The following is a 22887-nucleotide window of genomic DNA, read 5'->3' as shown; positions in this document are numbered from 1 at the left end:
TATCTTTCAAGGCACCTAATTTCTATTAAGCCAACGATTGCCATTGACGGTCAGCAAGACTACAACAATCGTATAGCCCGCTAAGATTAAAATAGCCGGAAGATTAAAGGTCTGATTTTTCAGATAGCCATTGACCACCTGCATGAGCTGGTAGGTCGGAGTGACTTTACCAATGGCCTGCATCCAGCTGGGGAACATGGAAATTGGAAACCAGAGACCACCTAAGACAGCCAAGCCCATAAAGACGATATTGCCGATAACAGACATGAGCTGCATACTTGGCAAGAGAGTCAACATGGCCCCCATAGCGATAAAGGTGATGCTACCAATAATCAAAATCAAGGCAATCACAATCCATTCTTGCAGGGGCAGATTGACTCCACGGGCAAAATGACCGATTGAAAAAACAATGATAATGGATAGGAGATACTGGACCAGCATATTGAAAAATTTAGATATATAATATTCTAACACAGAAACCGGCGAATGTTGCAACATTTTTTTCCAATTATTGACCTTATCTGTGTAGAGGTCACTAGGCAGACTGAAAAATGAGGTGGACAACATTGAAAAGAGAGTCATAGAAAAAAGATAGGAACGCAGACCCGCCTCTGGTGTATCCTTGGCAATAATTCCTGAAAAAAGGAGATAAAAGGCTGCCGGAAGTCCGATTGATAAGAGGAAATAAGCCATTTGGCGCTTACCAACAGTCAACTCTATCTTGATTAAACTTATTAGATGTTTCATGTCTATCTACTCCCTTTCTTCTTGTTGAGTTGTTTCAAAAATACTATCCAGAAGCGTACGATTGCGCACTTCAATCTCTTCAATCTTACAGCCCCCCTCTTCTAGGGAACTCCAGACGCGATTGGCTTCTCTGGTGGCAAAAGACAGGGTATTTTGCTTGGTCTCTAACTCATAAACATCTGCCAGATTAACGACCAACTCCTGATAGGAGAGCGGCAGAGTGAAGTGTTTTTCCTGCTCTTCGCTACGCATGGCATAAGGCGTTGTATCCCGAATCAGCTCGCCCTTGTGCAGCACCAAAATTCGTTGGGCCGTATGCTCCACCTCTTCAATATAGTGGGAAGAGTAGACAATGGTTACATCTTGGTCCTTGAGTTCAGCCACAATTTCCCAAAAACGCTGGCGGGTAGAAGTATCCATACCCGCTGTCGGCTCGTCCAAAAAGAGAATGACAGGGCGCCCAATCAGGGTCAAAACGAAAGACAAGAGTCGCTTTTGCCCACCAGATAACTTTTCAGCCAACTGGTCCTTTTGCTGGGCGGAAAAGCCTAACAAGTCATCTACCTCTTGATCGCTCAGACTATTGGGATAAATTTCTTGGAAGAAACGAATCAGCTCCTTGACCTTGAGTTTGGCAGGAACGGTATTTTCCTGAGGCAAGACAGCAACTAGCGTCTTTAACTTGGGGCTAGTCGGTTTCAGTCCTTGAATCCTAATCGTGCCCGAACTAAACGATTTATCTCCCAAAAGACAGTCCATGAGAGTGGTTTTCCCAGCTCCATTGGGACCAATCAAGGCCAAGCAATCTCCAGTCTCAATCTCAAAAGAGAGCTCTTTGAGAATTTCCTTGCTAGCAATTCTCTTAGATAAATTGTCTACTTTAATCAATGCCATCTTTCTTTCCTTTCTATGATAAAAATAGGGGGAACAATTCCCCCTTACCACTTTCATTATAGCAGTTCCTCTTTTTTCTCACTAGATATTTTTGTCACAAGCCCATATGACAAAAGTCACTATTTTTTAAAAAGAAAAAGCAAGCCCGAAGGCTTGCATAGCTGTGCTATATAATTTTTTATAGAGATGATTTTCAAGACTGGAAAGACATACTTTCAGAATAGGGAAAACTATTACTAGAAGAGCTTCCTTATTCGACGCTAAAGAGGTAAGGATAGACCGGTTGTTTTCCTTGGTGAATTTCCACCTCAATATCCTCATACTTTTCCATCAGATCTTGAGCTAGATTACTAGCCACTTCTTCGCTTCCTTCTTCTCCGACATAGATAGTCACGATTTCACTATCCTCATCCAACATCTTGTCAAAGGTTTCAGTCAAGGTCTCTACCATATCCGGATTAGAAACGACGATTTTACCGTCCACCATACCAAGGTTATCATTTTCATGAATTTCGAGACCGTCAATAGTCGTATCACGAACCGCTGTCGTCACACTGCCACTGACAACATCTCCAAGGGCAGCCGTCATCCGATCATGGTTTTCCTCGATAGACTTGCTAGCATCAAAGGCCAAGAGACTGGTTAAACCTTGTGGTAAAGTCCGGCTTTCAATCACCGCTGCGTTCTGCTCAATCACTTCTGCCGCTGACTGGGCCGCCATAAAGATATTCTTATTGTTAGGCAGGATAATAATATTGCGGGCATTAACCTCTTCAACAGCCTTGATAAAGTCCTCAGTTGATGGGTTCATGGTTTGACCACCAGAAATGATATAGTCAACCCCTTGGGCCCTAAAGATATCAGCCAGCCCATCACCAGCCACAACGGCAATCAGGGCGTATTCTTTTTCCTCAGCGGGCTTGCTGGTCCCTTGTTCTTTTTCTACTTGCGCTTCATGTTGATTTCTCATATTATCAACCTTGACCTTGACCAGACTACCGTATTTAAGCCCTTCTTGCATGACTAGACCTGGATCTTCAGTATGGACATGGACCTTGACAATCTCATCATCATTGACAACTAAGAGGGAGTCCCCCAGCTCATTTAGATAGTTCCGAAACTCCTCATAGTCAAAGTCCTTAACATAGGTTGGACCTTGCTTGAGAGCCACCATAATCTCCGTACAGTAGCCAAACTGAATATCTTCCGTTGCCACATGGCCGGCGACTGACTTGTGGTGTTCCGCATTGATCATCTCAGTCATAGTAGCAGGAGTTGCTTCAAAGTCTTCTGATGCGATATAATCTCCAGTCAAGGCAGACAAGAAACCTTCATAGATAAAGACCAGACCTTGGCCACCTGAGTCCACCACTCCAACTTCCTTTAAGACCGGAAGCATATCAGGGGTCTTGGCCAGGGCAGTCTTGGCCCCATCTAGAGCGGCCTGCATCACTGCAACCGCATCATCGGTCTGCTCTGCCTTTTTCTTAGCACCGATAGCTGCTCCGCGAGAAACGGTCAAAATCGTTCCTTCGACAGGCTTCATGACTGCCTTGTAGGCCACTTCGACACCAGCCTGAAAGGCTAGGGCCAAGTCTTGACCAGAGAGCTCGTCCAAATCTTTAACACTTTGAGAAAAACCACGAAAGAGTTGGGAAGTGATAACTCCTGAATTTCCCCGAGCCCCCATCAAGAGACCCTTGGCAAAAATCCCTGCGACCTCACCAACGCTAGCGGCTGGCTTGCTGGATACCTCCTTGGCCCCATTTTCAATGGTCATACCCATATTGGTTCCTGTATCCCCATCTGGAACAGGAAAGACATTCAAGGAATTAACATACTCAGCTTGTTTATTCAGGCGAGTCGATGCAGCCTGCACCATTTCTTGAAATAAACTTGTTGTAATATTTGACACAATTATTCTCCTACGACTTTGATATTTTGAATGTAGACATTAACAGTCTGAGCAGTAATTCCCAGTTGATTTTCCAAGCTAAATTTCACCCGCTCTTGAATATTTTTAGAAACCTCACTAATCTTAGTGCCATAGCTCAAAACAGTATAGACATCGACCGCGATATGACCATCATCCGTCGTTTTAACCACAACCCCCTTGGAATAGTTTTCCTTTCCTAAAAGTGCTTGAAAGTTATCCTTGAGGGCATTTTTACTAGCCATCCCAACCACACCAAAAATTTCAGTCGCTGCTCCACCAACGATTGTGGCAATGACATCATCTGTTAGTTCAATTTGACCATCTTTTGTATTGATTTTTACAGTCATCTTATTTACCTCTAAAGTTTTTATAGTTTATTTTACCATATTTTAAACGCAAGTAAAAGAAGAAGGGCAGAAAATTAAGGCAGAAAGGCATTGAGAAAAGAAAAGCCCAACCACTTGGGTTGGACTTCTTTTTAACTAATCTGTCTTTTTTCCTGATTGCGCTGCTTTTTCATTAAATTCAGCAACTGTGAATTTCCGATATCCCTTCTCGGCAATAACCTTATCATACTTCTGCAACAACTCTTGAAAAGCCAAGTCAACATAGCCTAAAAAAACAATTTCAGTGACATCCTCTTTATTAAAAAACAGAAAATTCTCTCCTGTAAACCCACTCGGTAGACTGGCCGCTCCAAAGTCAAAGTAGCCCTTTTCACCATTTAGTTCTGCCAGAGGAAGTTCGCTTGCGATAACAAAATTGTCATCAGAACCTTTCACCTTAACAACTGTCCCGACTGGTAATAGATTATCAACTTTTATCATTTTTTCTTCCTCCCAATATCGCTATAATGAATAAAAAGAAGATTCTAGAGAGCGAAGTATCTTCCGTTCTTAAGCAATTGCAGCTCCAACAAGAAGTAACTCAGGTAGAGCAACAGCCACTACAGCAGCTGTTGCTGCAACTGCAACTACTTCTCCCGCTGTCTTTAATTGGTCATCGTCTACTGACCTACCACCAGATTCAACTGTCGTTGTTGTGGACAGACCTCCTCCACTAGTTTCAGTTTGAGAAGACCTAGTGTATAGACCAACCATCCCCTCATCAACTTTGGCCGGATTAATATTTCCACCACTACTAACAGTTACATTCTTGGCCTTCATTCCTATTGAATTATCCAGTCCATTTGAACCAATACTAGTTGTAGACGTGAGACCATAGTCACCGATATTACCAGAACCAGTAAAAGAAAGGTTGCCACCAGAAGCATCAACTCCTACATTGACAATGCCAAGATTCAATGAACCACCACTAAAATGACCGTTGGTCCATTGTCCATTAACGACCCCTTTCTTTTCATAGGTCGTAGATGTTGATGTCTTGGTATAGGTACTTCCCCAAGGAGTCCGCTGTGTCCGTTCCGGTCCATTTACGGTAGTTGTCTCACTATAGCCAAAGAAAGATTTCAAACCGGCCAGAAGGCTGCCGCCAAATGATTGAGACTGGGCAGTCGGAGCAGGGCCCGCACTCTTTCCTTGAGCATTTGAAGCTTGAAGACTATTAAACCAAGTCAAGTTCGTACCAGATGGCAAGGTGTAGGCCCCTGTATTCGCATTTACTTGCGTGTTATTCAAAACAGCCAGACTTTGCATGACAATTCCCAAATCTGCCAAGCTACTACTAAAAAGCGAGGAAGTATTGTTAGAGAAATCCCTTAATTTTTGTAGCTTCGCCTCAATCTCATCTATCTCACCTTGTAGAGAACTAGAATAGGAATTGAGGCCTTCAACTGTCTTCTTTATATCGTCACCGACACCTGGCAAACCCTGACCAAGCGATAAAGTCGCTGAACTGGCATCCGTTGCAGCCTTTAGAGCTTGCTTGGTCAGCTTCATCTGCGTCAACTTATCCTCATCTAAAACCTCGCCTTGCGGCATCGTTGCATCGTAGTTTTTATAGGAATCTAAGTTTGCATTGATACTATTAAAGACCGTCGTTGCTCGGTTAATGGTCGGAATAATAGTATCGCTAAAAAGTCCAGACGCCGCCGTATAGGCAGCACCTTTCAATTCCCCATTACTAACCGAGTTGGTCAAAGCCTGGCTAGCGCTGTTTAAATTTGCAACTGTCGCTTTTGCTGACTCAATATTGTTGGCTAAATTTGTCATTAAGGTTTGTGAGTCGGAACTACTGTATTTCAATCCCATGGCAAGTCATTCCTCTCTTTCTTCAATGAATCAAGTTGGTCTTCGTGCCCTTTTATCGTTTTCGATAGCTTTGTCATAATCGTTTCATATTTTGAAAAAACAAAAGTCCGAATGGATTGAGCACGCTCCTGCTCTAATTCATAGTTTCTAGCAGCCTTTTGGCTACCTTCTTTTATCAATTCCAGATTGATTTCATCAATAGTGGCATAATTCTTAGCAAGCAGTCCTTCCAAGTCCTCCAAGGAAGCTTGAATATTCCTTTTTTGAAATCGAAGATCGTCGAGTTCTACCTCCAATTGATTGATTTTTTTGGTATATTCGGCTCGCTTTTGCTCACTTTTATCCTGTGACATATCATCACCTTCTGACATTACAAGGTTGTAATACTGCCCGAAAGATTACTGTCAGTAGTCTCCATAGTAGAAGCAATCTGTGGAAACTTATTGGCCTGCGTTTGAACGCAAGATGTTAACTGTGACAGGCTAGCTAAGAAATTATTGGCTACAGCAGCACCATTGGTCATGCTTGTGATGTTGCTCTCTGATAAAGAAACATTTGAATAAGTCGCCCCTGATGCCGCTCCATCAAAACCAGATGCCTGACTTTGTGCAATAGATGCGTTTGATTGTATTGTTGTCATCACTACCTCCTCTTTCTATAGGAAAGTGCAAAGCCTTTTGCCAAGCTTTGTCGCCAAAATAAATCACCATATCTATTTACTAATTGTTAGTAAAAGAACAAATAAAAATGGACATTTTGTTCATTTATGTCTTAATTCTAACGCAAAACCCAAAACATGTCAAACGTTTATGGGGCGATTGGATGATTGTCGATTTATCAAATGAAGAAAAAGAGCCAATGAAGGCCCTAGTAAAGCTGGGAATTTTTTGACGAAGAAAAAAGCAGTTCCTAAATAAAAAAGTGGCATCCCTACCAGTATATAAAGGCCAGTAAAAATTATCAGTCAGATAAGCACTACAAGTCAACTGATTTTTCAACCAATATTTTGCAACTCGCTTTGGTAAAGAAAAAAAGAATCCGTAGATTCTTCTCTTTTTTATTAAACGCGTTCAACTTTCCCTGATTTAAGGGCGCGAGCTGAAGCCCAAACTTTTTTAGGTTTTCCGTCGATTAAAACAGTCACTTTTTGAAGATTTGGTTTAACAGCGCGTTTTGTTTGGTTCATCGCGTGTGAGCGGTTGTTTCCTGAAACAGTCTTACGTCCTGTAAAGTAACATACTTTAGCCATTCTTATCATTTCCTCCTGGTTAGTTTAAGGTGTTTTACCACATACCTATAAAGTCTACCATACTTTGCCGACTTTGGCAAGAGCTAAGAAAGAAGTTTTTTCAAGTCCCTCCTAGCTCCTGCACAAGAGCCTAGATATAGATAATTTTCAAATGACCAAAGGCAACGCTTCCCTCAAGATAGAGGGTTTTCTCTTTTTCATTGACATTGCGAATCTGAGAAACACTACCAAAAGAGCAGGCAGCCTTGCTGATTACTTGCCAAGAGCTTGGCACAAAGAGGGTGGCATTTCCAAAAGCTACTTCTACTTTAAAAGTCGCTGAATCCCCTACTATCTGGGCATTATCAAAATAGACCTTAGCATTGCCAAAAGAGCAAGCCAACTCATCATAAGTAAAATTGTCCGAATTAACATAGCGGGTGCCAGAACCAAAAGTAATCCCCTCTTCTGAGCCGGAACTAACATCTATCCGATGACGACTTTTCCAACTGGTCCTAGGTTTAAATAAGATACGAACACCGACGTAGGCTAGAATACCAGCCAAGAACACTGTCCCAGATGATAGATGGGGAAAGAGTCTATAAACATTATTAGCAATCAAGAAAGCAATAAAGCCCGAAACCAGACCTGTCCCCCAATGCCCCTCAAAAAAATTCTCTACCGCAAAGTAGACAAAGCCTAATATTACTAAGAGAGGCCAGATATTGATTTGAATAAGCGGGATACCAAAATTCCCTTGCAAAAGCACCCAAGCTGCTAGAAGCAAGCAAATAAGACCGAATAGTGTTTTTTTCATAATTTTACCTCGTTTCATTTAACTTTTCTTTTAAAAATTGATAATAGTGTCTGGAGACATGCACTTCCTTATGGGTTTCGTAAAAGCGAATACTACTGGTCCCTGAAAAGGACTTCTCCAGAGAATAAATCGCCTTGCTATTGGCGATTGTTGACTTGGAAATTCGACAAAAATAATAGGGTAGGCGCTCCTCTAATTCATAGAGTTTGAGTCGGACCTCATAAGCATTATCCAGAGTATGCCCATAAATTTTAGTTCCGTCCGTTTCAAAAAAGAGAATCTTATCTAAATCAATAAAAAACTCACTACTTCCCTTGTAAAAGATTAAGGGGGGCGCCGTCGCCTGTTCCAAGGCCCTTTGAATTTGCTCAATCTGGCTATCCAGCCGAGCCGTCTTGATTACAACTTCTACCTCTGTTAAGCTTTGATCTAGCTCTAGTCGTATCTTCATAAGCTCTCCTCTCTAACTACACTCATTATAACAGTTTCAGAAAAAGAAACAAGGGATTTTCAGTAAGTGGTCAATTTTGACCGGTAAGTGGTTTGCTGCTAACATTGACAAGAATCAGCTCTATAATATCTGTAGTGGGTAAATCCGGCACAGAGATGATAGGGCTTTTTAATTGTAGAAAAAAAGTCCCATATGATCTATAATGAAAAGCGACAAAACAACTCATTAGGAGAATCATATGGAACACATTAAGAATACCACAAATTTAATCGGAATAAAAGACCCAAATATCAAAATCTTACTGGTTCTCAAGCACCAGTCTCATATGGAGATTCAAGCTAAGCTCGATTATACAGCTCCGCCCTGCCCGCATTGCCAAGGAAGAATGATAAAATACGACTTCCAGCGACCCTCCAAAATCCCTATCCTTGACATTCAAGGCATGCCTACTTTGCTGAGATTAAAGAAACGTCGTTTTCAATGCAAGACTTGTCGCAAAGTATCGGTTGCTCAAACCAGCCTTGTTAAAAAGAATTGCCAAATCTCCCAACCTATCTGGAAGAAAATCACGCAATATCACACTGAAAAGTTGACCAATACCGCTATCGCTAGACGTCTCCATATCTCTGTCTCTGCTGTCCAAAGGAAGCTAAATCAATTTGAGTTTAAGGAGAGTTGGGACCAGCTACCTTGCCTTCTTTCTTGGGACGAGTTCGCTCGTAATAAGGGAAAGCTGGCCTTCATTGCTCAAGATATGGAGACGAAGAAGATCATTGCACTTCTGGAAAACAACCGCCAAATAACTATTAAGAATCATTTCTACAAGTATTCTAGGAGAACGAGAGAGAAAGTCAAAATGGTGACAGTCGATATGTCGGGAGCCTACATTCCACTGATTAGGAAACTATTCCCAAATGCTCAAATCGTTCTGGACCGCTTCCACATTGTCCAACACCTAGCGAGGGCTATGATGACCACTCGTATTGCCATTATGAAAGAATTTGACCAGAAGTCCTTGCCTTACAGAGCCATGAAAAACCACTGGAAAATTCTACAGAAAGACAGCAGAAAGCTCTCCAAAAAGTCTTTCTACTCACGAACCTTTAGACAAACACTGACTCCGAGAGAGGTTGTTCAGAAAACCCTCGACCTCTCTCCTGAGCTTCGCTTTTACTACGACCTTTATCAACTCCTGCTTTTCCACTTTCAAGAGAAGCGAGTCGCTGAATTTTTTCGGATTGATTCAAGATAACCGTAACCGAGTCAACTCTCATTTTTCCAGAGTTTTTCGCACCTTTCTTAAATACAAGACCTACATTACAAACGCCTTGATATTTCCCTACTCCAACGCCACATTGGAGGCCACCAACAAACTCATCAAGGACATCAAAAGACAAGCTTTTGGTTTCCGCAAGACAAGAACTTTAAAACGAAAATACTCATTGCCTTGAACATCAAAAAAGACAAGACCAATCTGGTCTTGTCCAGGTTATAGCTTTTCGTCACCCACTACAGTTGACAATGAGCCATAATTTTATTGGTTCAGCTTTGAAATCTTAGTACAGAAACCTAGTCTTTCGATAAGATGTCAAAGAAGATTATTTTTCTTGACTATTACTAGCTCCTTCGGAGTCCCCTTTTTGTCCTCCTCTCATTCCTTGAATTATCCCAAATAGTGAGGGAATGCGATCTTCATTTTCTCCAGTAATCGGATTATAACTTGTCACACCGATAACAACATCCAAAGGCTCCACACCTGTTTTAGATCCAACAATATTATTTGCAACAATAGCAATTCGACCAACAGATTCAGGCAGAGGAGAACTATCCGGAACAGCATCTGTTCCTGTTAAAGTCTCTCCAGTAAGTCCAATGGAGACATTATTTGCTACATTATGGGTTAAATTATCAGCAATTATACCCGTGTATCGCGCACCCGTTTCGCTTGTTCTAACCACCCCTGTTCCAAGAACCGGAGCAGTTCCTTGTGCTATATTATAATTTAAAGATCCGATAGGGGTTAGAACTTCTTCAGGCACTGGCTGAGGATCAGGAGTCACGTATGTTCCCAACTCAGTAAACGTCACTCCAGCCAATTTTCCTAACATGCCATCAAATACATCATAAACTTCTTCTCCAACCTTACCTAAAAAAGTCGTTGGTTTAGAAAAAGGTTTCCCAGTATCTGTCCCCCACATATTAGGATTTCTTCTTTCTCCTGCATTTGTTGTATTGGTTGCAGAGACAGTGTAATCAGCCTCCAAGGGAGAGTAATTACCCCAAGCATTGTTTCCCAAAATGTTGAAAGTTTCATTTGAATCAACTGTCAAGCCACTGCCAAGGTCAGCAGAAGATTCGGATCCAGTTCTATCGGCTGGTTTATCCGAAACGAAACTACCTAAGCTGTCTGGATTAGCTGTCAAACCATTACCTGCGGAAGCCGCAGGGCTTGATTCAGTTGCCGAGTCTGCCAAATTAGGCTTGTCAGAGCTTGCCGAGTCTATTGACTCAGTTGTAGAATCTGATTCTGAGATAAAACTACCTAGACTATCTGCATCTGCAGTCAAGCCACTGCCAAGGTCAGCAGAAGATTCGGATCCAGTTCTATCGGCTGGTTTATCCGAAACGAAACTACCTAAGCTGTCTGGATTAGCTGTCAAACCATTGCCTGCGGAAGCCGCAGGGCTTGATTCAGTTGCCGAGTCTGCCAAATTAGGCTTATCAGAGCTTGCCGAGTCTACTGACTCAGTTGTTTGATTAGCTGAATCTATAGGAGTCGTTTCATCTGTAGTAGTGACAGAATTAGTTGCATCCGTAAGGGGTGTGGGAGCGGTCGCTACTGCTGCATCTGGTGTGCCCGCCATTATCTCATCTGTGCTCGTTGTTGGATTGGTTGATTCTGTAGAAACTGGGGCAGAAATATTCCCCAGATTAGTCAAATTATCACCATCATTTGCTGACGCATCCAAAGAATCAATAGTTGGAATATCTGAAGCGAAGTCACCTAAACTATCCGGATTAACGGTCAAACCGCTGCCCAAGTCAGTAGAAGAATCCGAGGCAGCTAGATTATCTCCAGCAGAATCTGTAGAAAGGTCACCTAAATCAGAGGAAGAATCATCGTCAGATGTGCCATCGTCAGAATCCGAAGAGAAGTGACCTAAATCGTCTGCATCAGCAGACAGGCCGCTGCCTAAATCAGAGGAAGAATCATCGTCAGAATCTGAATCATTAGACGATCTGAAACTACTAGAATCTGAAAAACTATCAGAGTCACTGCTATCAGCACGAACTTGTCCTATACCAATAAATATGGAAATTAATAAAATTAAAAAAAATAGCAATCGTTTTTTCATAAACACCTGCTCCTTTCTTTTTATACTAATTCACTGTATCATATTTCTCTTTGATTTTCTTGATTTTTCCACCATGTAAAGATATTTTAAAGTCTTTGAAATATTATGTCATATATAATTGACAACTTGTCCAGTAAAAAGAAACCTTGCTTTTACAAGATTTCTAAGACCTATTTATGCCGATTGCAGGGATCGAACCTGTGACCTACGCGTTACGAGTGCGTTGCTCTACCAACTGAGCTAAATCGGCGCCTCCCCCCCCTTTTTTATTTTAGCATCTTGAGTTTTTTTGTCAAGGGAAAATTTCACAACTTTTTAACCCAAATCAAACAAGGGTTGCTTTTATCCCAAAGTTCAGGAAAGATTTCTAACTTTTTAAAGCCCTGAGCCTGATAGAAAGCATTAGTCCTGTCGTAAGTAGGATAATGACCTGGTGCTACCGTTTTTACTTGCAGATAGGATGCCTTTTGACGAGCAGATTTTTCTAAAACTCCTAAAAGTTGACTACCAATTCCCGCTCTATGATAGCATTTCTTAACAGCCAAGCAGTCAATCTCAGCACAATCTTCACTAGAGTATGATAAGCTTACAAATCCAGCAAAATCACTCTCCTGATAGGCAGCCCAAACTTGCAAATCCACGGCTCCTTCAATGTAAGCTTGTGTGCTTTCAGATATTCCAAACCATTCTGGTAAATCAGCCAGAATATCAGCTGCAAGAGCAGACTTTTGATTCTCCTCCTCAATCTCTTTGATCCTAATCATCATAGCCCTCCACTGTTTCTTATCATTAAAATTTTGTACATAAGCTACTTTATATTGCAAAAAATCCCGCCGAAGCGAGATTTTCTACATATAGCCTAATTAAGCTTTACCTTCTGAACCGAATACGTCGATACGTTCTTCAACTGATGCTTGGATAGCTTTGACACCGTCAGCCAAGAATTTACGTGGGTCGAAGAGTTTCTTCTTGTCGTATTCTGCTTCGTTAGCGTCATAAGCGCGAGCAAATTCACGAGTTGCGTTAGCAAAAGCGATTTGACATTCGGTATTTACGTTAACCTTAGCGACACCAAGTTTGATTGCTTCTTTGATTTGCTCATCAGGAATACCTGAACCACCGTGCAAGACGATTGGGAAACCTGGAACAGCTTCTGTCAATTTCTTCAAGTGGTCAAGGTCAAGACCTTCCCAGTTTGCTGGGTAAGGACCGTGGATATTACCGATACCTGCTGCCAAGAAGTCAATACCAGTTGCAACCATTGCTTTAGCATCTTCTATTGGTGCCAATTCACCCTTACCAACGATACCGTCTTCTTCACCACCGATAGTACCAACTTCAGCTTCTACTGAGATACCTTTAGCATGAGCTTTTTCAACAACTTCCTTAGCCAATTTAAGGTTTTCTTCTACTGGAAGGTGGGAGCCGTCAAACATGATTGAAGTGTAGCCAACTTCGATACACTCAAGTGCATCTTCATAGTGACCGTGGTCCAAGTGAATTGCAACTGGTACAGTGATACCCATTGATTCAACAAGGTTTTCAATCAAGTTTTTAGCAAGTTTGTAACCACCCATGTACTTAGCAGCACCCATAGAAGTTTGGATAAGTACCGGAGCTTTCTTAGCTTCTGCTGCACGCAAGATAGCTTGAGTCCACTCAAGGTTGTTTGTGTTAAATCCACCAACCGCATAACCATTGTCACGAGCTGCTTGGACAAATTTTTCTGCTGAAACGATTGCCATTTGTTAGGCCTCCTATATATTTTTTAGGATTTTCACCCTTTACATTGTTTATTTTATCACTTTTTATGATAAAAAGCTAGCTCCGACACAAGCTGAAATCGTTTACATGGTTTACCTGTCTGATTTTAGCAAGAGGATTTATTCAGCAAAAAGAAAAAAGACTAGCCTAAGCTAGTCTTGCTCTGCGGAGAGAGGGACTTGAACCCTCACGACCTAAAGCGGTCACAGGATCCTTAATCCTGCGCGTCTGCCAATTCCGCCACCCCCGCAAATTGGGTACTTGAATAGTATAACATCTAAGGACCCCACTGTCAATACTTTTTTCTCTCTTTTTTGTGAGAAGAAAGAAAAAGAAGTAAGAGCTAATCTCCCACTTCTCTTCACTTATCCACTCGGCTTTTCCCACCTTTCTTGGCTTTTAAAAACCCACTAGCACTTCTACATATTTCAAGTCTGTCTTAGGTAAAATATGATAGAAGGGCGTATTGATTTCTAAATGATTTTCTTTAATCGTTGCGACCAATTCGGCATAGGCCAATTCAGTGAGATTCTCAAAATCATGGAGCACCACTGTTTTAAATAAATTTTCTATTAGAAAGTAGGAGGAAAAGTCATACCCTTCCAGTTGAAAAACCGAGTCAAAAATAGGAAGGAACATTTCGATGTCTACTATCTCATCCATAGGAAGATTATTCAAACTGTAGAAGAAAGGTCCTTTTAAACGATAACCTGCGTTCAAAACCCCTGAAATAAACTGCTGCATATGCTCCTCCATTTCACTATAATGAAAAGAGGAGCGCTTTCTAACCACATTCTGATAAGCCAATCGGTCGACAACTTCTACATTAGGTAATAATTTCATAGCTATTCAACCTCACAATACAAATCAATAATACTATCGCCATAGAGGTTCAGGACGACATGGTAAATATTTTTCAAGTCTAAACCTGCCTTCTCTATTTCTTCTTGGATAGCCTCATAAGGAATGGGCTCTTCCTGATCATAGTGTCGGTAATAATAAGCTGTTGTGAAAGCAAGCTGTTCTTGGAAAAAGACATTAGACGGAGTTTCCCCTACCAAATTCACTTTGTTGCCTATCGTTGTAAAAACGGAGATTGTCTCTTGACCTGGCAAATAAGTAAAATAAGCCGGACCATCAGTATAGTAGCCATTCTGGAGCATTTCTTTTTTAAAGGCAGTTGCCCCATCTACAACCTGCTTAAATACATCTTTTTTAAAATCTACTGCCAAATGAAAACCGATAACATTTTTTAGACTTAATTCTCTTGTTTTAAATTTCATTTTATTCCCTCTTTCTTACTTTTTGCAATGAACCACCTGATAAAACTGATCAAACAATCTAAGACAAAAAGTATCACAACTACTCTTATCAGAGTATATGCTCCCTCTTTTAGCTGATGTGTGCCAACTGCCCAAAGGGCAGACAAGCAAACAGCACCTTCTATCACCAATCGAAGGCTGGTTGATTTCAAAGAGAGTTTTTTTAGAAAGGTTCTTTGCTTTTCTTGCTGGGTAAATTTTTCCCAATAAACCTTATTTTTAGTCTTAAGAAAAATCAGGTAGGAGACCTCTATAAGCAATCGAGAAAAACTAGCTAATAATAAGATGCTAAGCGCAAAGCCTAGAAATTGTTTGACAAAGCCAGTTAGCAGGCTACCAATCAGACTAAAACCAAAAATGAACCACAAAGAAGCAGATTGATAAACGCCCTTGCTTGCCAAAAAATTAGCTGCTGCTCGTTTATTTGAAAAGCCTAGACTTAGCTGTTTTTTCAACCAAGAAACATTGTAAACCATACAAATCAGAAAAAAACTGAATGTCAAAACAAAATATAGGTTTGACAGAGGACTGCCCAGATTTAAGTCTGTTGATGAATAAACTGCAAATCCATGCCCCATGATGATGAAAGACAGGAGCAACAGCGTCATCATAAGCAAAAGCACCGATGTGCTAAAAACTTGATGTTTATAAATCAAGCCATTCAGCCTAGACAAGAAGCTACAAAAGAGTAGCAAAACACTGATAACTAATAAAAATAGATAAAATCCATTCTCCATAGGATTGATGCCTTGAACTAAAGTCAGTAGAGCATAGGGAGGATAGAGATTGATTAAAGAAATCAGCAAACCGACGAAAGAAAGATTTAACATACTAATGGAAGCCCGACTGTTTGCTAAAGATTTAAAATAGGCTTCATTCAGCTGTACTATGTCTTGCTTGTTTTTATTCATATACTACCTCAAATATAGACTGAATTCTATTTACGAAACGCTCGACATCATTAGCCGCCAAAAAGGGACTGAATACCGTTCGCAATATTAGATCCGATACCCTCCACAACATTAGCCAGTTCCTTTACACCATCTTTTCCAATATCAACCAGACTCTTTTCCTTACCATTTATGTTAAATTTCCAACTATTCGCTGCTACACTGAGCCCGAGACCAACGCCAGCTCCAACAACTGTTCCTAGTGGTGGTAAGAACATAGAACCGACTGCTGCTCCGGCCCCTGCTGCGGCCGCTCCTGCTGCAAGATCCACACTAGTATCCAAAACAAAATCTCGTCCTTCACGATATTGTATACCGTCAGAAAAATCTATCTTAGATGCGTTAGTCCCAACGGTCAGGGCAGTTCCTACAATCCCTAAGCCTTTAGCAAATTTACCGAGTTTAGTAGCATCGCCCCAGCCTTTAAAATCATTGATTGGATTGATGGCATCTTTAAAGCTCGTTGCGGCGGCCTTGCCTAGTTCATGAGGATTAAATTGAGCTGCATCTTTCAACCTGTCCATACTTGCCTTTGCAAGGTCCTTTAAATCCTTATAATTTAATTTAGCAGCCTTATTCACACCATCCCAGCCAAAGACCTGGGCTCCCAGTACAAATCTTTCATAACTCAACTTAGCCATGTCCTTCAGAGCTTTATAATCATCTCCTAGCCCCGAAATCGCCCTTCTAAGGTCGGCAGAGTAATGATAATCGGTCATATCAGGAGGGGTAATTTTACCATCATCAAATCGAGATTTTAGGATATTCCTCTCATAACGGGTGCGGTCGCGGTGTTTAACGTCAGCATCTCTAAGCAGTTCTCCTTGATGATATAATTCTCCTGTTTTTATATTATAGAGTGGTTTTCTACCCCAAAGAACTCTATCACCATCTATCCTAAGCTCTTTTCCATTTAGAGTCACATTCATATTACGAGCATCAACAGCAAGATCTGCTAGCTGAATCATTTTACCTGAACCATCCTGAACCTCAGACAAGATCTTAAGAAGATCTCCTACGGAAATCCCCAATGCAGTCGCTGCGTCCTCAAGTTTTTTAGATTCTTTCTTCTTCTGTTGTTCCCTTTGCTCCCAATTTTTTGCAATCTGCTCTGTCCAGGCTATTTGCTCTACTGGGGGGACATCAAAACTGCCGTCAAAATCGGTAAACTCATTTGTCATTTGAGACAAGCCTTGACTGACAGCACTTTCTAGGCTTGGCAATTCGGTAAAATAAGTCGCCGAAGTTGCGTCAAAGGCAATTAGTTTATTGAGTTTCTCTTGCAATTCATTTTTAAGGGCCTGAGTATTGGCTATGGAGTCCTGCAAACTAGAGATTGTAGATTCATTTAAAATTTTTATGTCAAGACTCTTCTGGTCGCTTGCAATGGACGATTCGTAGGCCTTAATCTGTGTCTCCAAGACATCTTGGTCTAAACTTTCACCACCAACCTCTGACGTATAGCCAGAGGGAATCTTTCCAATTGCCACTTCTGCCCCTTCCTCATACAAAACAGCTGCTTGAAAAAGAGGTACACAAAATTTCAGAGCGTAATTTTTAGCACTATCATAGGCCGTACCTTTTAATTCACTTTCATTGGCGAAATCTGTCAAGGCTTTGATAGCAGCTTCATAAGCTGCAATACGAACGGCAGACAAACTAGATACTGTTCCTGCCTGTCCTTGCGATGAGCCCAAATCCATTTTAATTCCCATAGCTTCTTTCCTTCCTATTTGTTTGATTCTCCAAGGTTAAACGGTAGTCTCTTCCAAGTTCATCGATTCGATCTTCCACTTGCCTTTCCTGTTTTTTCAATTTATTTCTCGCATCATCTATATCTAGAAAAATCAAGGTCTGATTCCTCTCGCTTGCAGATAAGACATCATATAGATTCATGGTATCGCGACTACCAAGGGGGAGATAGTCCAGCTGCTTTAAAGCAAAGATACTTTCAGCATATAAATCTTCTGTCTGGAACTCTAAACGATTGATTTCCTTTTTTTGTCGATCCAATTCGTCTAAAGAGCGAAAGGCCTGTCTTCTTTCTTCCTCAATATCCTGTAGGCTTTTTCCCATCTAATCCCTCGCTTACTTCTCACCACTTGCTTGTACATCTTGGCTAATCTCTTCATCCATGACTTGAAAATCACTATGAACTCCTTTAATCAAGCCAACAAAGGTTCCTAACTTGCTTGAAAGCTCACCAGAAAAGGAGGCTTGCTTATCAATCGTTGTTTTAGCACTTTCATTTCCTTGTAAGTGACTACTTGTATCTTTAGTAGGCAAATCAGAACTGAGCGCTGCTAAACTTTTAGCAATAGCTGTTGCATGCTTGGATGCTATACTTGCATCACTTTGAATTCCATCTGGCATTTTCGGTCCCTCCATGTCACAAAATCACAAAAAAGGGCATAAACAAAAGAACTGGTAACAAGTTCGTAACAAACTTGCTCCTTTCTTTTATTTATTACCCCTTTTTCATAGAATAATATTATTAACTTTACACTTCCATTATAATTTTCAAAAAACAAATTGTCAAGCAAAAAAAGAAAGCCACCAAACAATTGGCACTTCCTTTAAATGATTACTTTTCTTGATTCTCAATCGCTGCTGTGACAAAGGCGGTGTAGAGGCCTTCGGGGCGATTTGGGCGGCTAGATAGTTCTGGGTGATACTGACAAGCCACGAAGAACTGGTTTTCTGGGATTTCTACGATTTCCACTAGACGGTTATCTGGTGAAACCCCTGAAAAGACAAAGCCAGCGTCTTCAAATTGCTGACGGTAGGCATTGTTAAATTCATAACGGTGGCGGTGGCGGCGTTGGACCACTTCTTGATTGTCATAGGCTGCCGCAGCCTTGCTACCCCGTTTGAGTTTGGAAGGATAAAGACCCAAACGTAGGGTTCCTCCCATATCCTCCACATCAATCTGGTCTCGCATAATGTCAATGACTGGATAATTGGTCTCGGGATTCAATTCGGCAGAGTTAGCATCTTCTAACTTAAGGACATGACGGGCAAACTCAACACAGGTCAACTGCATACCCAGGCAGATTCCCAGCATAGGTACATCCTGTTCGCGGGCATACTTAATGGCCTGAATCTTCCCTTCTGTTCCCCTCTGGCCAAAGCCACCAGGAACGATAATTCCGTCAGCCCCACTCAAGAGCTCTGCCACATTATCAGCGGTCACATCATTGGCATTGACCCAGTCTAGCTTGATTTCTGTATCGTTGGCATAGCCAGAATGCTTGAGGGCTTCAACCACTGAAATATAGGCATCTTGCAGTTCGACATACTTACCGACCAAGGAAATCTTGACCTGCTTCTTAAGGCTCATCACCTTGTCTACCATGGCTGACCACTCGGTCATATCAGCGATTGGAGCATCCAATTTCAAGTGGTCACAGACAATTTGGTCCATGTTTTGAGCCTGTAGATTGAGCGGAATTTGATAGAGGTGCTCCACATCGAGCGATTCGATGACCGCTTCTGGAGCCACATCACAGAATTGGGCCAGCTTATTCTTAATCCCTTGGCTGGCTGGTTCTTCCGTCCGGATAACCAGCATATTTGGTTGAATCCCCAGTCCCCGCAATTCCTTGACTGAATGTTGGGTTGGCTTGGTTTTCATTTCCCCAGCTGCCTTGAGATATGGCAGGAGGGTTGTATGGATGTACATAACATTGTCAGAACCGACATCGGCCTTCATTTGCCGCAGGGCTTCAAGGAAAGGCAGACTCTCAATATCTCCAACCGTTCCACCAACTTCAGTAATAATGACATCTGAATCGGTGGTTGAGGCTGCCCGCTTAATCTTCTCTTTGAGGGCATCTGTGATATGAGGAATCACCTGAACCGTTGCCCCCAGATATTCTCCGCGGCGCTCCTTGCGTAGGACCTCACTGTAAATCTTACCTGTGGTAACATTGGAATACTTATTGAGGTTGATGTCAATAAAACGCTCATAGTGGCCCAAGTCCAGATCTGTCTCTGCTCCATCATCTGTCACAAAAACTTCACCATGCTGATAAGGACTCATGGTTCCCGGATCAATATTGATATAGGGGTCAAACTTCTGAATAGTTACCTTAAGACCACGATTTTTCAACAAACGGCCCAAGCTAGCTGCGACAATCCCCTTTCCAATCGAAGAAACCACACCACCTGTAACAAAAATATATTTTGTTGTCATACTTTTTCCTTTCATCATACGCAAATCATCATTTGAGAGCGCCCTTTGTCCTAAGCTAATCAGGACAAAAAACAAAAATAGCTCCCCTAACAGGGAGCCTTCCGACCTCAAAAAGAGGTGCCCGATAATATAGTAACCTAATTTCGGGCTTTTGTCAACGAAATTACTCTTCTTCTACCTCGACGTCCTCGTCCACAAACTCGTCATCTTCCTCGTTCAAGTCAACCTCTTCGTCCAAGTCGTCAGGAGCGATTTCATTGATTTCGGCATCGTAGGCTTCAGCCTCGTTTTCCTCATCATCAGGATTTTCATCGTCATAGTTGAGAGTTGGGTCTGCCTCATAAGAGTCTTCGTCTTCTGGATCATCATCGCTATAGTCGATTGCGTCTTCATCGCCATCCATAAAGGCATTGACCCTTTTCTTCTTACGCTTCTTAGGTAGCACCTCATCATCGTTTTCTTCTAGGGCAATGATTTCCTCGTCTACCTCGTCAATAGCATACCAAGAACGCAGGCCCCACTTGTTATCCCCTAAAGGAATGAAGCTACCGTCGACATTTAACTCTGTATAGAACAAGGGTAGGGCTTCACGAATATCGCTATTTGATTTTCCCAGATAGTTTTGAATCTCATTTACCAGGTCGTTAAAGTACATTTCATTGTCACGACCCCGTAATTCTAAAATGGCCCGCGCCACTTCAATCATGGATAATTCACTTTTTTCTTGTCCAGCAAATACTTCTAATTCCAAAATTGGTCTCCTTCATAAAATAGGGTAAAATTCGATTTTACTTGTAATTTTTTCGCTCTTTCTATTGTACGATAAATTTTCCCTTTCGTCAAAGGGAATTTTCTCTTTTCAAGCTAAAAATCAGATAGTAAAAGAGGTTGGGAAGATTCCTCAACCTCTAGAATTTATCTAGATTTTTTAAATTATTTCACCTTAGCTGTGCTAGTAATTAACTCTACTGCTTTTTTGATTGCAATATCATGTTTCAGCATTTCCTCTGAAAGGAGTTCACGCACGCGCTCTACTTCCATATTGTAGTCGTTGGCTAGGGTTTCCACTTCAGTGTTGATTTCGTCTTGACTTGCTTCAAAACCTTCAGCCTTAGCAACAGCTTCAATCACTAGGTTAGTCTTGGTCCGCTTTTCAGCATCTGCCTCATATTGCTTGTGGAGGTCATCTTGACTGGTACCAGTGATTTGGAAGTACATTTCAGGTGAGATACCTTGGCGTTGCATATTGCCCAGGAACTCATTGATTGAGCGGTGTACTTCTTCGTCAATCATTTCTGCTGGTAATTCTACGATTTCTGCATTTTCAACGGCTGAATCAATGGCTGCTGCTTCAAGAGCATCTTGGTAGGCAGTTGCTTTTTCTTCTGTCAATTCCTGACGGTATTTTTCTTTCAATTCAGCCAGTGTTTCAACTTCTTCATCGATATCCTTAGCTAATTCGTCATCCAAGGCAGGAACTTCCTTAGCTTTTACTTCATGAACAGTTGTTACAAATTTTGCTTCTTTACCTGCAAGATCAGTTGCTTGGTAGTCTTCTGGGAAGGTTACCACCACATCAACTGTTTCACCAGCCTTGTGACCGACTAATTGATCTTCAAAGCCTGGGATAAATTGACCGCTACCCAGCTCAAGGGAGTAGTTGTCACCCTTACCACCGTCAAATTCTACACCGTCAACAGAGCCGACAAAGTCGATAACTACGGTATCGCCTTCAGCCGCTGCATCTTCTTTCAGGACCAATTCAGCCAAGTTATTGCGTGCGCTCTCTACCTTGGCATCTACTTCTTCATCAGCTACTTCTTTTGAAAGTTCTACGCTAACTGTCAGGTCCTTGTAGTCACCTAATTTTACTTCTGGCTTGGTAATCACATTGGCAGTAACGGTCCAGTCTTGACCCTTTTCCATAGAGGTAACATCAAATTGAGGTTGAGCAACCACTTCGATTCCTGCTTCTTTAACAGCTGCTTCATAAGCTGCTGGCAGAAGATTGTTGAGGGTATCTTGATAAAGAGCTTCTTCGCCAAATTTTTGGTTAAAGACCGCACGTGGGATATGTCCTTTACGGAAGCCCGGTACAGCAATATCTTTCTTAACGGACTTGAAAACCTTGTCCAATTCTGGTTTGATTACATCTTGACCGATGGTAAAGGTCAAAACACCGCGGTTTGTTTCTTTATTCTCAAATGATACAGACATTCTGTCATTTCTCCTTAAATTTATTAAATTACAATCCATTATAGCATAAATAGCGCTTTTTTCAAAATGTTAGAGAAAAATTTTTGGGCCAAAACAAAAGTTTCGACCCAGACGAGACAGGAGAGGGACCAAAGACCTTGCCTGGTTAAAAAATGAGGCTAGGACAACAGTCTCTAGTCTCATTAAAAATTTCTAGAATAGAGGCAGGACATTATGGCTCTAGGCCTTACGAATCTGGTCCCTGTGATAGTTGGCTCTAGCTCCGCCAATCAACTTGGGCCGGCTGGCCAGAGCTGTGACATGGGCAGCTCCTAGCTGACTTAGGCTCGGTCTAACTGGAACTTGGACATGTTTAACATGCATACCAATCGCTGTATCTCCGATGTCTAGACCAGCCTGGGCTTGGATAAATTCTACCTCAACGGGATCCTGCATATAGTCAAAGGCCGCTAATTGACCGCTTCCACCCGCATGCAGGCTAGGAAGGACATTGACAATTTCTAAATCCTTCTGCTCGGCCAAGGCCCGCTCCACTACTAGGGCTCGATTAAGGTGTTCGCAGCCTTGAACGGCTAGATATAGTTGTCTTTGGTCCAAAATATCCAGGATAGTCTTAACTATGACCTGGCCGATTTCTCGGCTGGAGGCTTGACCGATGCGATTGCCCTGAACTTCACTTGAGGATAGGCCAAGAACAAAGATTTGTCCTGGTCGGAGCTGGGCCTTTTCTAGGACATCTAGGAGGATGGTCTGAGTCTGGTCCTTTATCAATTTTAAATCTACCATTTTCTGCTTGAAAT

Annotated in this window: 24 protein-coding genes, 2 tRNA genes and 1 pseudogene; 1 reads left to right on the top strand and 26 read right to left on the bottom strand. The window is 41.7% G+C overall.

The features are described 5' to 3' along the window. Nucleotides 1-15 precede the first annotated feature (15 nt). The 11 genes from C4K46_RS09000 to C4K46_RS08950 all read right to left on the bottom strand — a co-directional run bounded on the left by C4K46_RS09000 (nt 16) and on the right by C4K46_RS08950 (nt 8283). Complete coding sequence (locus tag C4K46_RS09000; RefSeq protein ID WP_209628700.1) at nt 16-747, bottom strand: ABC transporter permease; 732 nt, start codon at nt 745-747, stop codon at nt 16-18. A gap of 6 nt (nt 748-753) precedes the next feature. Next, a complete protein-coding gene (locus tag C4K46_RS08995; RefSeq protein ID WP_209628698.1) occupies nt 754-1641 on the bottom strand; it encodes an ABC transporter ATP-binding protein in 888 nt (295 codons plus the stop codon). A 250-nt stretch (nt 1642-1891) separates the two neighbouring features. Continuing rightward, the gene (locus C4K46_RS08990) at nt 1892-3556 is read right to left on the bottom strand and encodes a DAK2 domain-containing protein (RefSeq protein ID WP_209628696.1); all 1665 of its coding nucleotides are present in this window, start codon (nt 3554-3556) and stop codon (nt 1892-1894) included. 2 nt (nt 3557-3558) lie between these two features. Next, nucleotides 3559-3924 carry an Asp23/Gls24 family envelope stress response protein gene (locus C4K46_RS08985; RefSeq protein WP_209628694.1) on the bottom strand — a complete coding sequence of 122 codons (366 nt, stop codon included), beginning with the start codon at nt 3922-3924 and terminating at the stop codon, nt 3559-3561. Between the two features lie 135 nt (nt 3925-4059). Further along, entirely contained in the window at nt 4060-4404 is a 345-nt protein-coding gene (locus tag C4K46_RS08980; protein WP_209628692.1) for a DUF4176 domain-containing protein, read from the bottom strand. A 69-nt stretch (nt 4405-4473) separates the two neighbouring features. Further along, the gene (locus C4K46_RS08975) at nt 4474-5787 is read right to left on the bottom strand and encodes a T7SS effector LXG polymorphic toxin (protein WP_209628690.1); all 1314 of its coding nucleotides are present in this window, start codon (nt 5785-5787) and stop codon (nt 4474-4476) included. Then, nucleotides 5778-6158: a hypothetical protein gene (locus C4K46_RS08970; RefSeq protein ID WP_209628688.1), complete on the bottom strand. Its 381-nt coding sequence runs from the start codon at nt 6156-6158 to the stop codon at nt 5778-5780. The genes C4K46_RS08975 and C4K46_RS08970 overlap by 10 nt, the downstream gene beginning before the upstream one ends. Next, nucleotides 6158-6427, bottom strand: a complete 270-nt coding sequence (locus C4K46_RS08965; RefSeq protein ID WP_209628686.1) for a TIGR04197 family type VII secretion effector — start codon at nt 6425-6427, stop codon at nt 6158-6160. Before C4K46_RS08965 ends, C4K46_RS08970 begins: the two co-directional genes overlap by 1 nt. A gap of 420 nt (nt 6428-6847) precedes the next feature. Beyond that, nucleotides 6848-7036 (bottom strand): 50S ribosomal protein L28, encoded by a 189-nt coding sequence (rpmB, locus tag C4K46_RS08960; protein WP_001140948.1) that lies wholly within the window; start codon nt 7034-7036, stop codon nt 6848-6850. Between the two features lie 130 nt (nt 7037-7166). Next, nucleotides 7167-7832 (bottom strand): LiaF transmembrane domain-containing protein, encoded by a 666-nt coding sequence (locus C4K46_RS08955; protein WP_209628684.1) that lies wholly within the window; start codon nt 7830-7832, stop codon nt 7167-7169. A gap of 4 nt (nt 7833-7836) precedes the next feature. After that, nucleotides 7837-8283 carry a LytTR family DNA-binding domain-containing protein gene (locus tag C4K46_RS08950; protein WP_209628682.1) on the bottom strand — a complete coding sequence of 149 codons (447 nt, stop codon included), beginning with the start codon at nt 8281-8283 and terminating at the stop codon, nt 7837-7839. A 238-nt stretch (nt 8284-8521) separates the two neighbouring features. Here C4K46_RS08950 and C4K46_RS08945 point away from each other — a divergent pair. After that, nucleotides 8522-9778: pseudogene (locus C4K46_RS08945) on the top strand (ISL3 family transposase). Nucleotides 9779-9881: 103 nt separating this feature from the next. On the opposite strand, the gene C4K46_RS08940 reads toward C4K46_RS08945, so the two are convergent. The 15 genes from C4K46_RS08940 to C4K46_RS08870 form a co-directional block, all read right to left on the bottom strand. Then, nucleotides 9882-11639: a hypothetical protein gene (locus tag C4K46_RS08940; protein ID WP_209628680.1), complete on the bottom strand. Its 1758-nt coding sequence runs from the start codon at nt 11637-11639 to the stop codon at nt 9882-9884. 177 nt (nt 11640-11816) lie between these two features. Next, nucleotides 11817-11889 (bottom strand) — tRNA-Thr (locus C4K46_RS08935). Nucleotides 11890-11944: 55 nt separating this feature from the next. Further along, nucleotides 11945-12403: a GNAT family N-acetyltransferase gene (locus tag C4K46_RS08930; RefSeq protein ID WP_209628765.1), complete on the bottom strand. Its 459-nt coding sequence runs from the start codon at nt 12401-12403 to the stop codon at nt 11945-11947. A 99-nt stretch (nt 12404-12502) separates the two neighbouring features. After that, nucleotides 12503-13384, bottom strand: a complete 882-nt coding sequence (locus C4K46_RS08925) for a class II fructose-bisphosphate aldolase (protein ID WP_209628678.1) — start codon at nt 13382-13384, stop codon at nt 12503-12505. A gap of 183 nt (nt 13385-13567) precedes the next feature. Continuing rightward, a tRNA-Leu gene (locus tag C4K46_RS08920) sits at nt 13568-13653 on the bottom strand. A 149-nt stretch (nt 13654-13802) separates the two neighbouring features. Continuing rightward, nucleotides 13803-14246 carry a DUF5085 family protein gene (locus C4K46_RS08915; RefSeq protein WP_209628676.1) on the bottom strand — a complete coding sequence of 148 codons (444 nt, stop codon included), beginning with the start codon at nt 14244-14246 and terminating at the stop codon, nt 13803-13805. Nucleotides 14247-14248: 2 nt separating this feature from the next. Continuing rightward, complete coding sequence (locus C4K46_RS08910; protein WP_209628675.1) at nt 14249-14686, bottom strand: hypothetical protein; 438 nt, start codon at nt 14684-14686, stop codon at nt 14249-14251. Further along, nucleotides 14683-15636 carry a hypothetical protein gene (locus tag C4K46_RS08905; RefSeq protein WP_209628673.1) on the bottom strand — a complete coding sequence of 318 codons (954 nt, stop codon included), beginning with the start codon at nt 15634-15636 and terminating at the stop codon, nt 14683-14685. The genes C4K46_RS08910 and C4K46_RS08905 overlap by 4 nt, the downstream gene beginning before the upstream one ends. A gap of 50 nt (nt 15637-15686) precedes the next feature. Beyond that, complete coding sequence (locus C4K46_RS08900; RefSeq protein WP_209628671.1) at nt 15687-17390, bottom strand: LXG domain-containing protein; 1704 nt, start codon at nt 17388-17390, stop codon at nt 15687-15689. After that, nucleotides 17380-17751, bottom strand: a complete 372-nt coding sequence (locus C4K46_RS08895) for a hypothetical protein (RefSeq protein WP_209628669.1) — start codon at nt 17749-17751, stop codon at nt 17380-17382. The genes C4K46_RS08900 and C4K46_RS08895 overlap by 11 nt, the downstream gene beginning before the upstream one ends. Nucleotides 17752-17763: 12 nt before the next feature. After that, the gene (locus C4K46_RS08890; RefSeq protein ID WP_209628667.1) at nt 17764-18048 is read right to left on the bottom strand and encodes a TIGR04197 family type VII secretion effector; all 285 of its coding nucleotides are present in this window, start codon (nt 18046-18048) and stop codon (nt 17764-17766) included. Nucleotides 18049-18259: 211 nt separating this feature from the next. Beyond that, on the bottom strand, nt 18260-19870 hold the full coding sequence (locus tag C4K46_RS08885; RefSeq protein ID WP_209628665.1) for a CTP synthase: 1611 nt from the start codon (nt 19868-19870) through the stop codon (nt 18260-18262). Between the two features lie 163 nt (nt 19871-20033). Then, entirely contained in the window at nt 20034-20621 is a 588-nt protein-coding gene (gene rpoE, locus C4K46_RS08880) for a DNA-directed RNA polymerase subunit delta (RefSeq protein ID WP_209628663.1), read from the bottom strand. A gap of 182 nt (nt 20622-20803) precedes the next feature. Beyond that, the gene (tig, locus tag C4K46_RS08875; RefSeq protein WP_209628661.1) at nt 20804-22087 is read right to left on the bottom strand and encodes a trigger factor; all 1284 of its coding nucleotides are present in this window, start codon (nt 22085-22087) and stop codon (nt 20804-20806) included. Nucleotides 22088-22306: 219 nt separating this feature from the next. Beyond that, nucleotides 22307-22873 (bottom strand): TIGR01440 family protein, encoded by a 567-nt coding sequence (locus tag C4K46_RS08870; protein WP_209628659.1) that lies wholly within the window; start codon nt 22871-22873, stop codon nt 22307-22309. Nucleotides 22874-22887: the final 14 nt, after the last annotated feature.

Origin of the sequence: Streptococcus oricebi (assembly GCF_017883985.1) — a bacterium.
Taxonomy (GTDB): Bacteria; Bacillota; Bacilli; order Lactobacillales; family Streptococcaceae; genus Streptococcus; species Streptococcus oricebi.
Note: the sequence above shows the minus strand (reverse complement) of the source record. Positions and strands in the feature narration are given on the sequence as shown.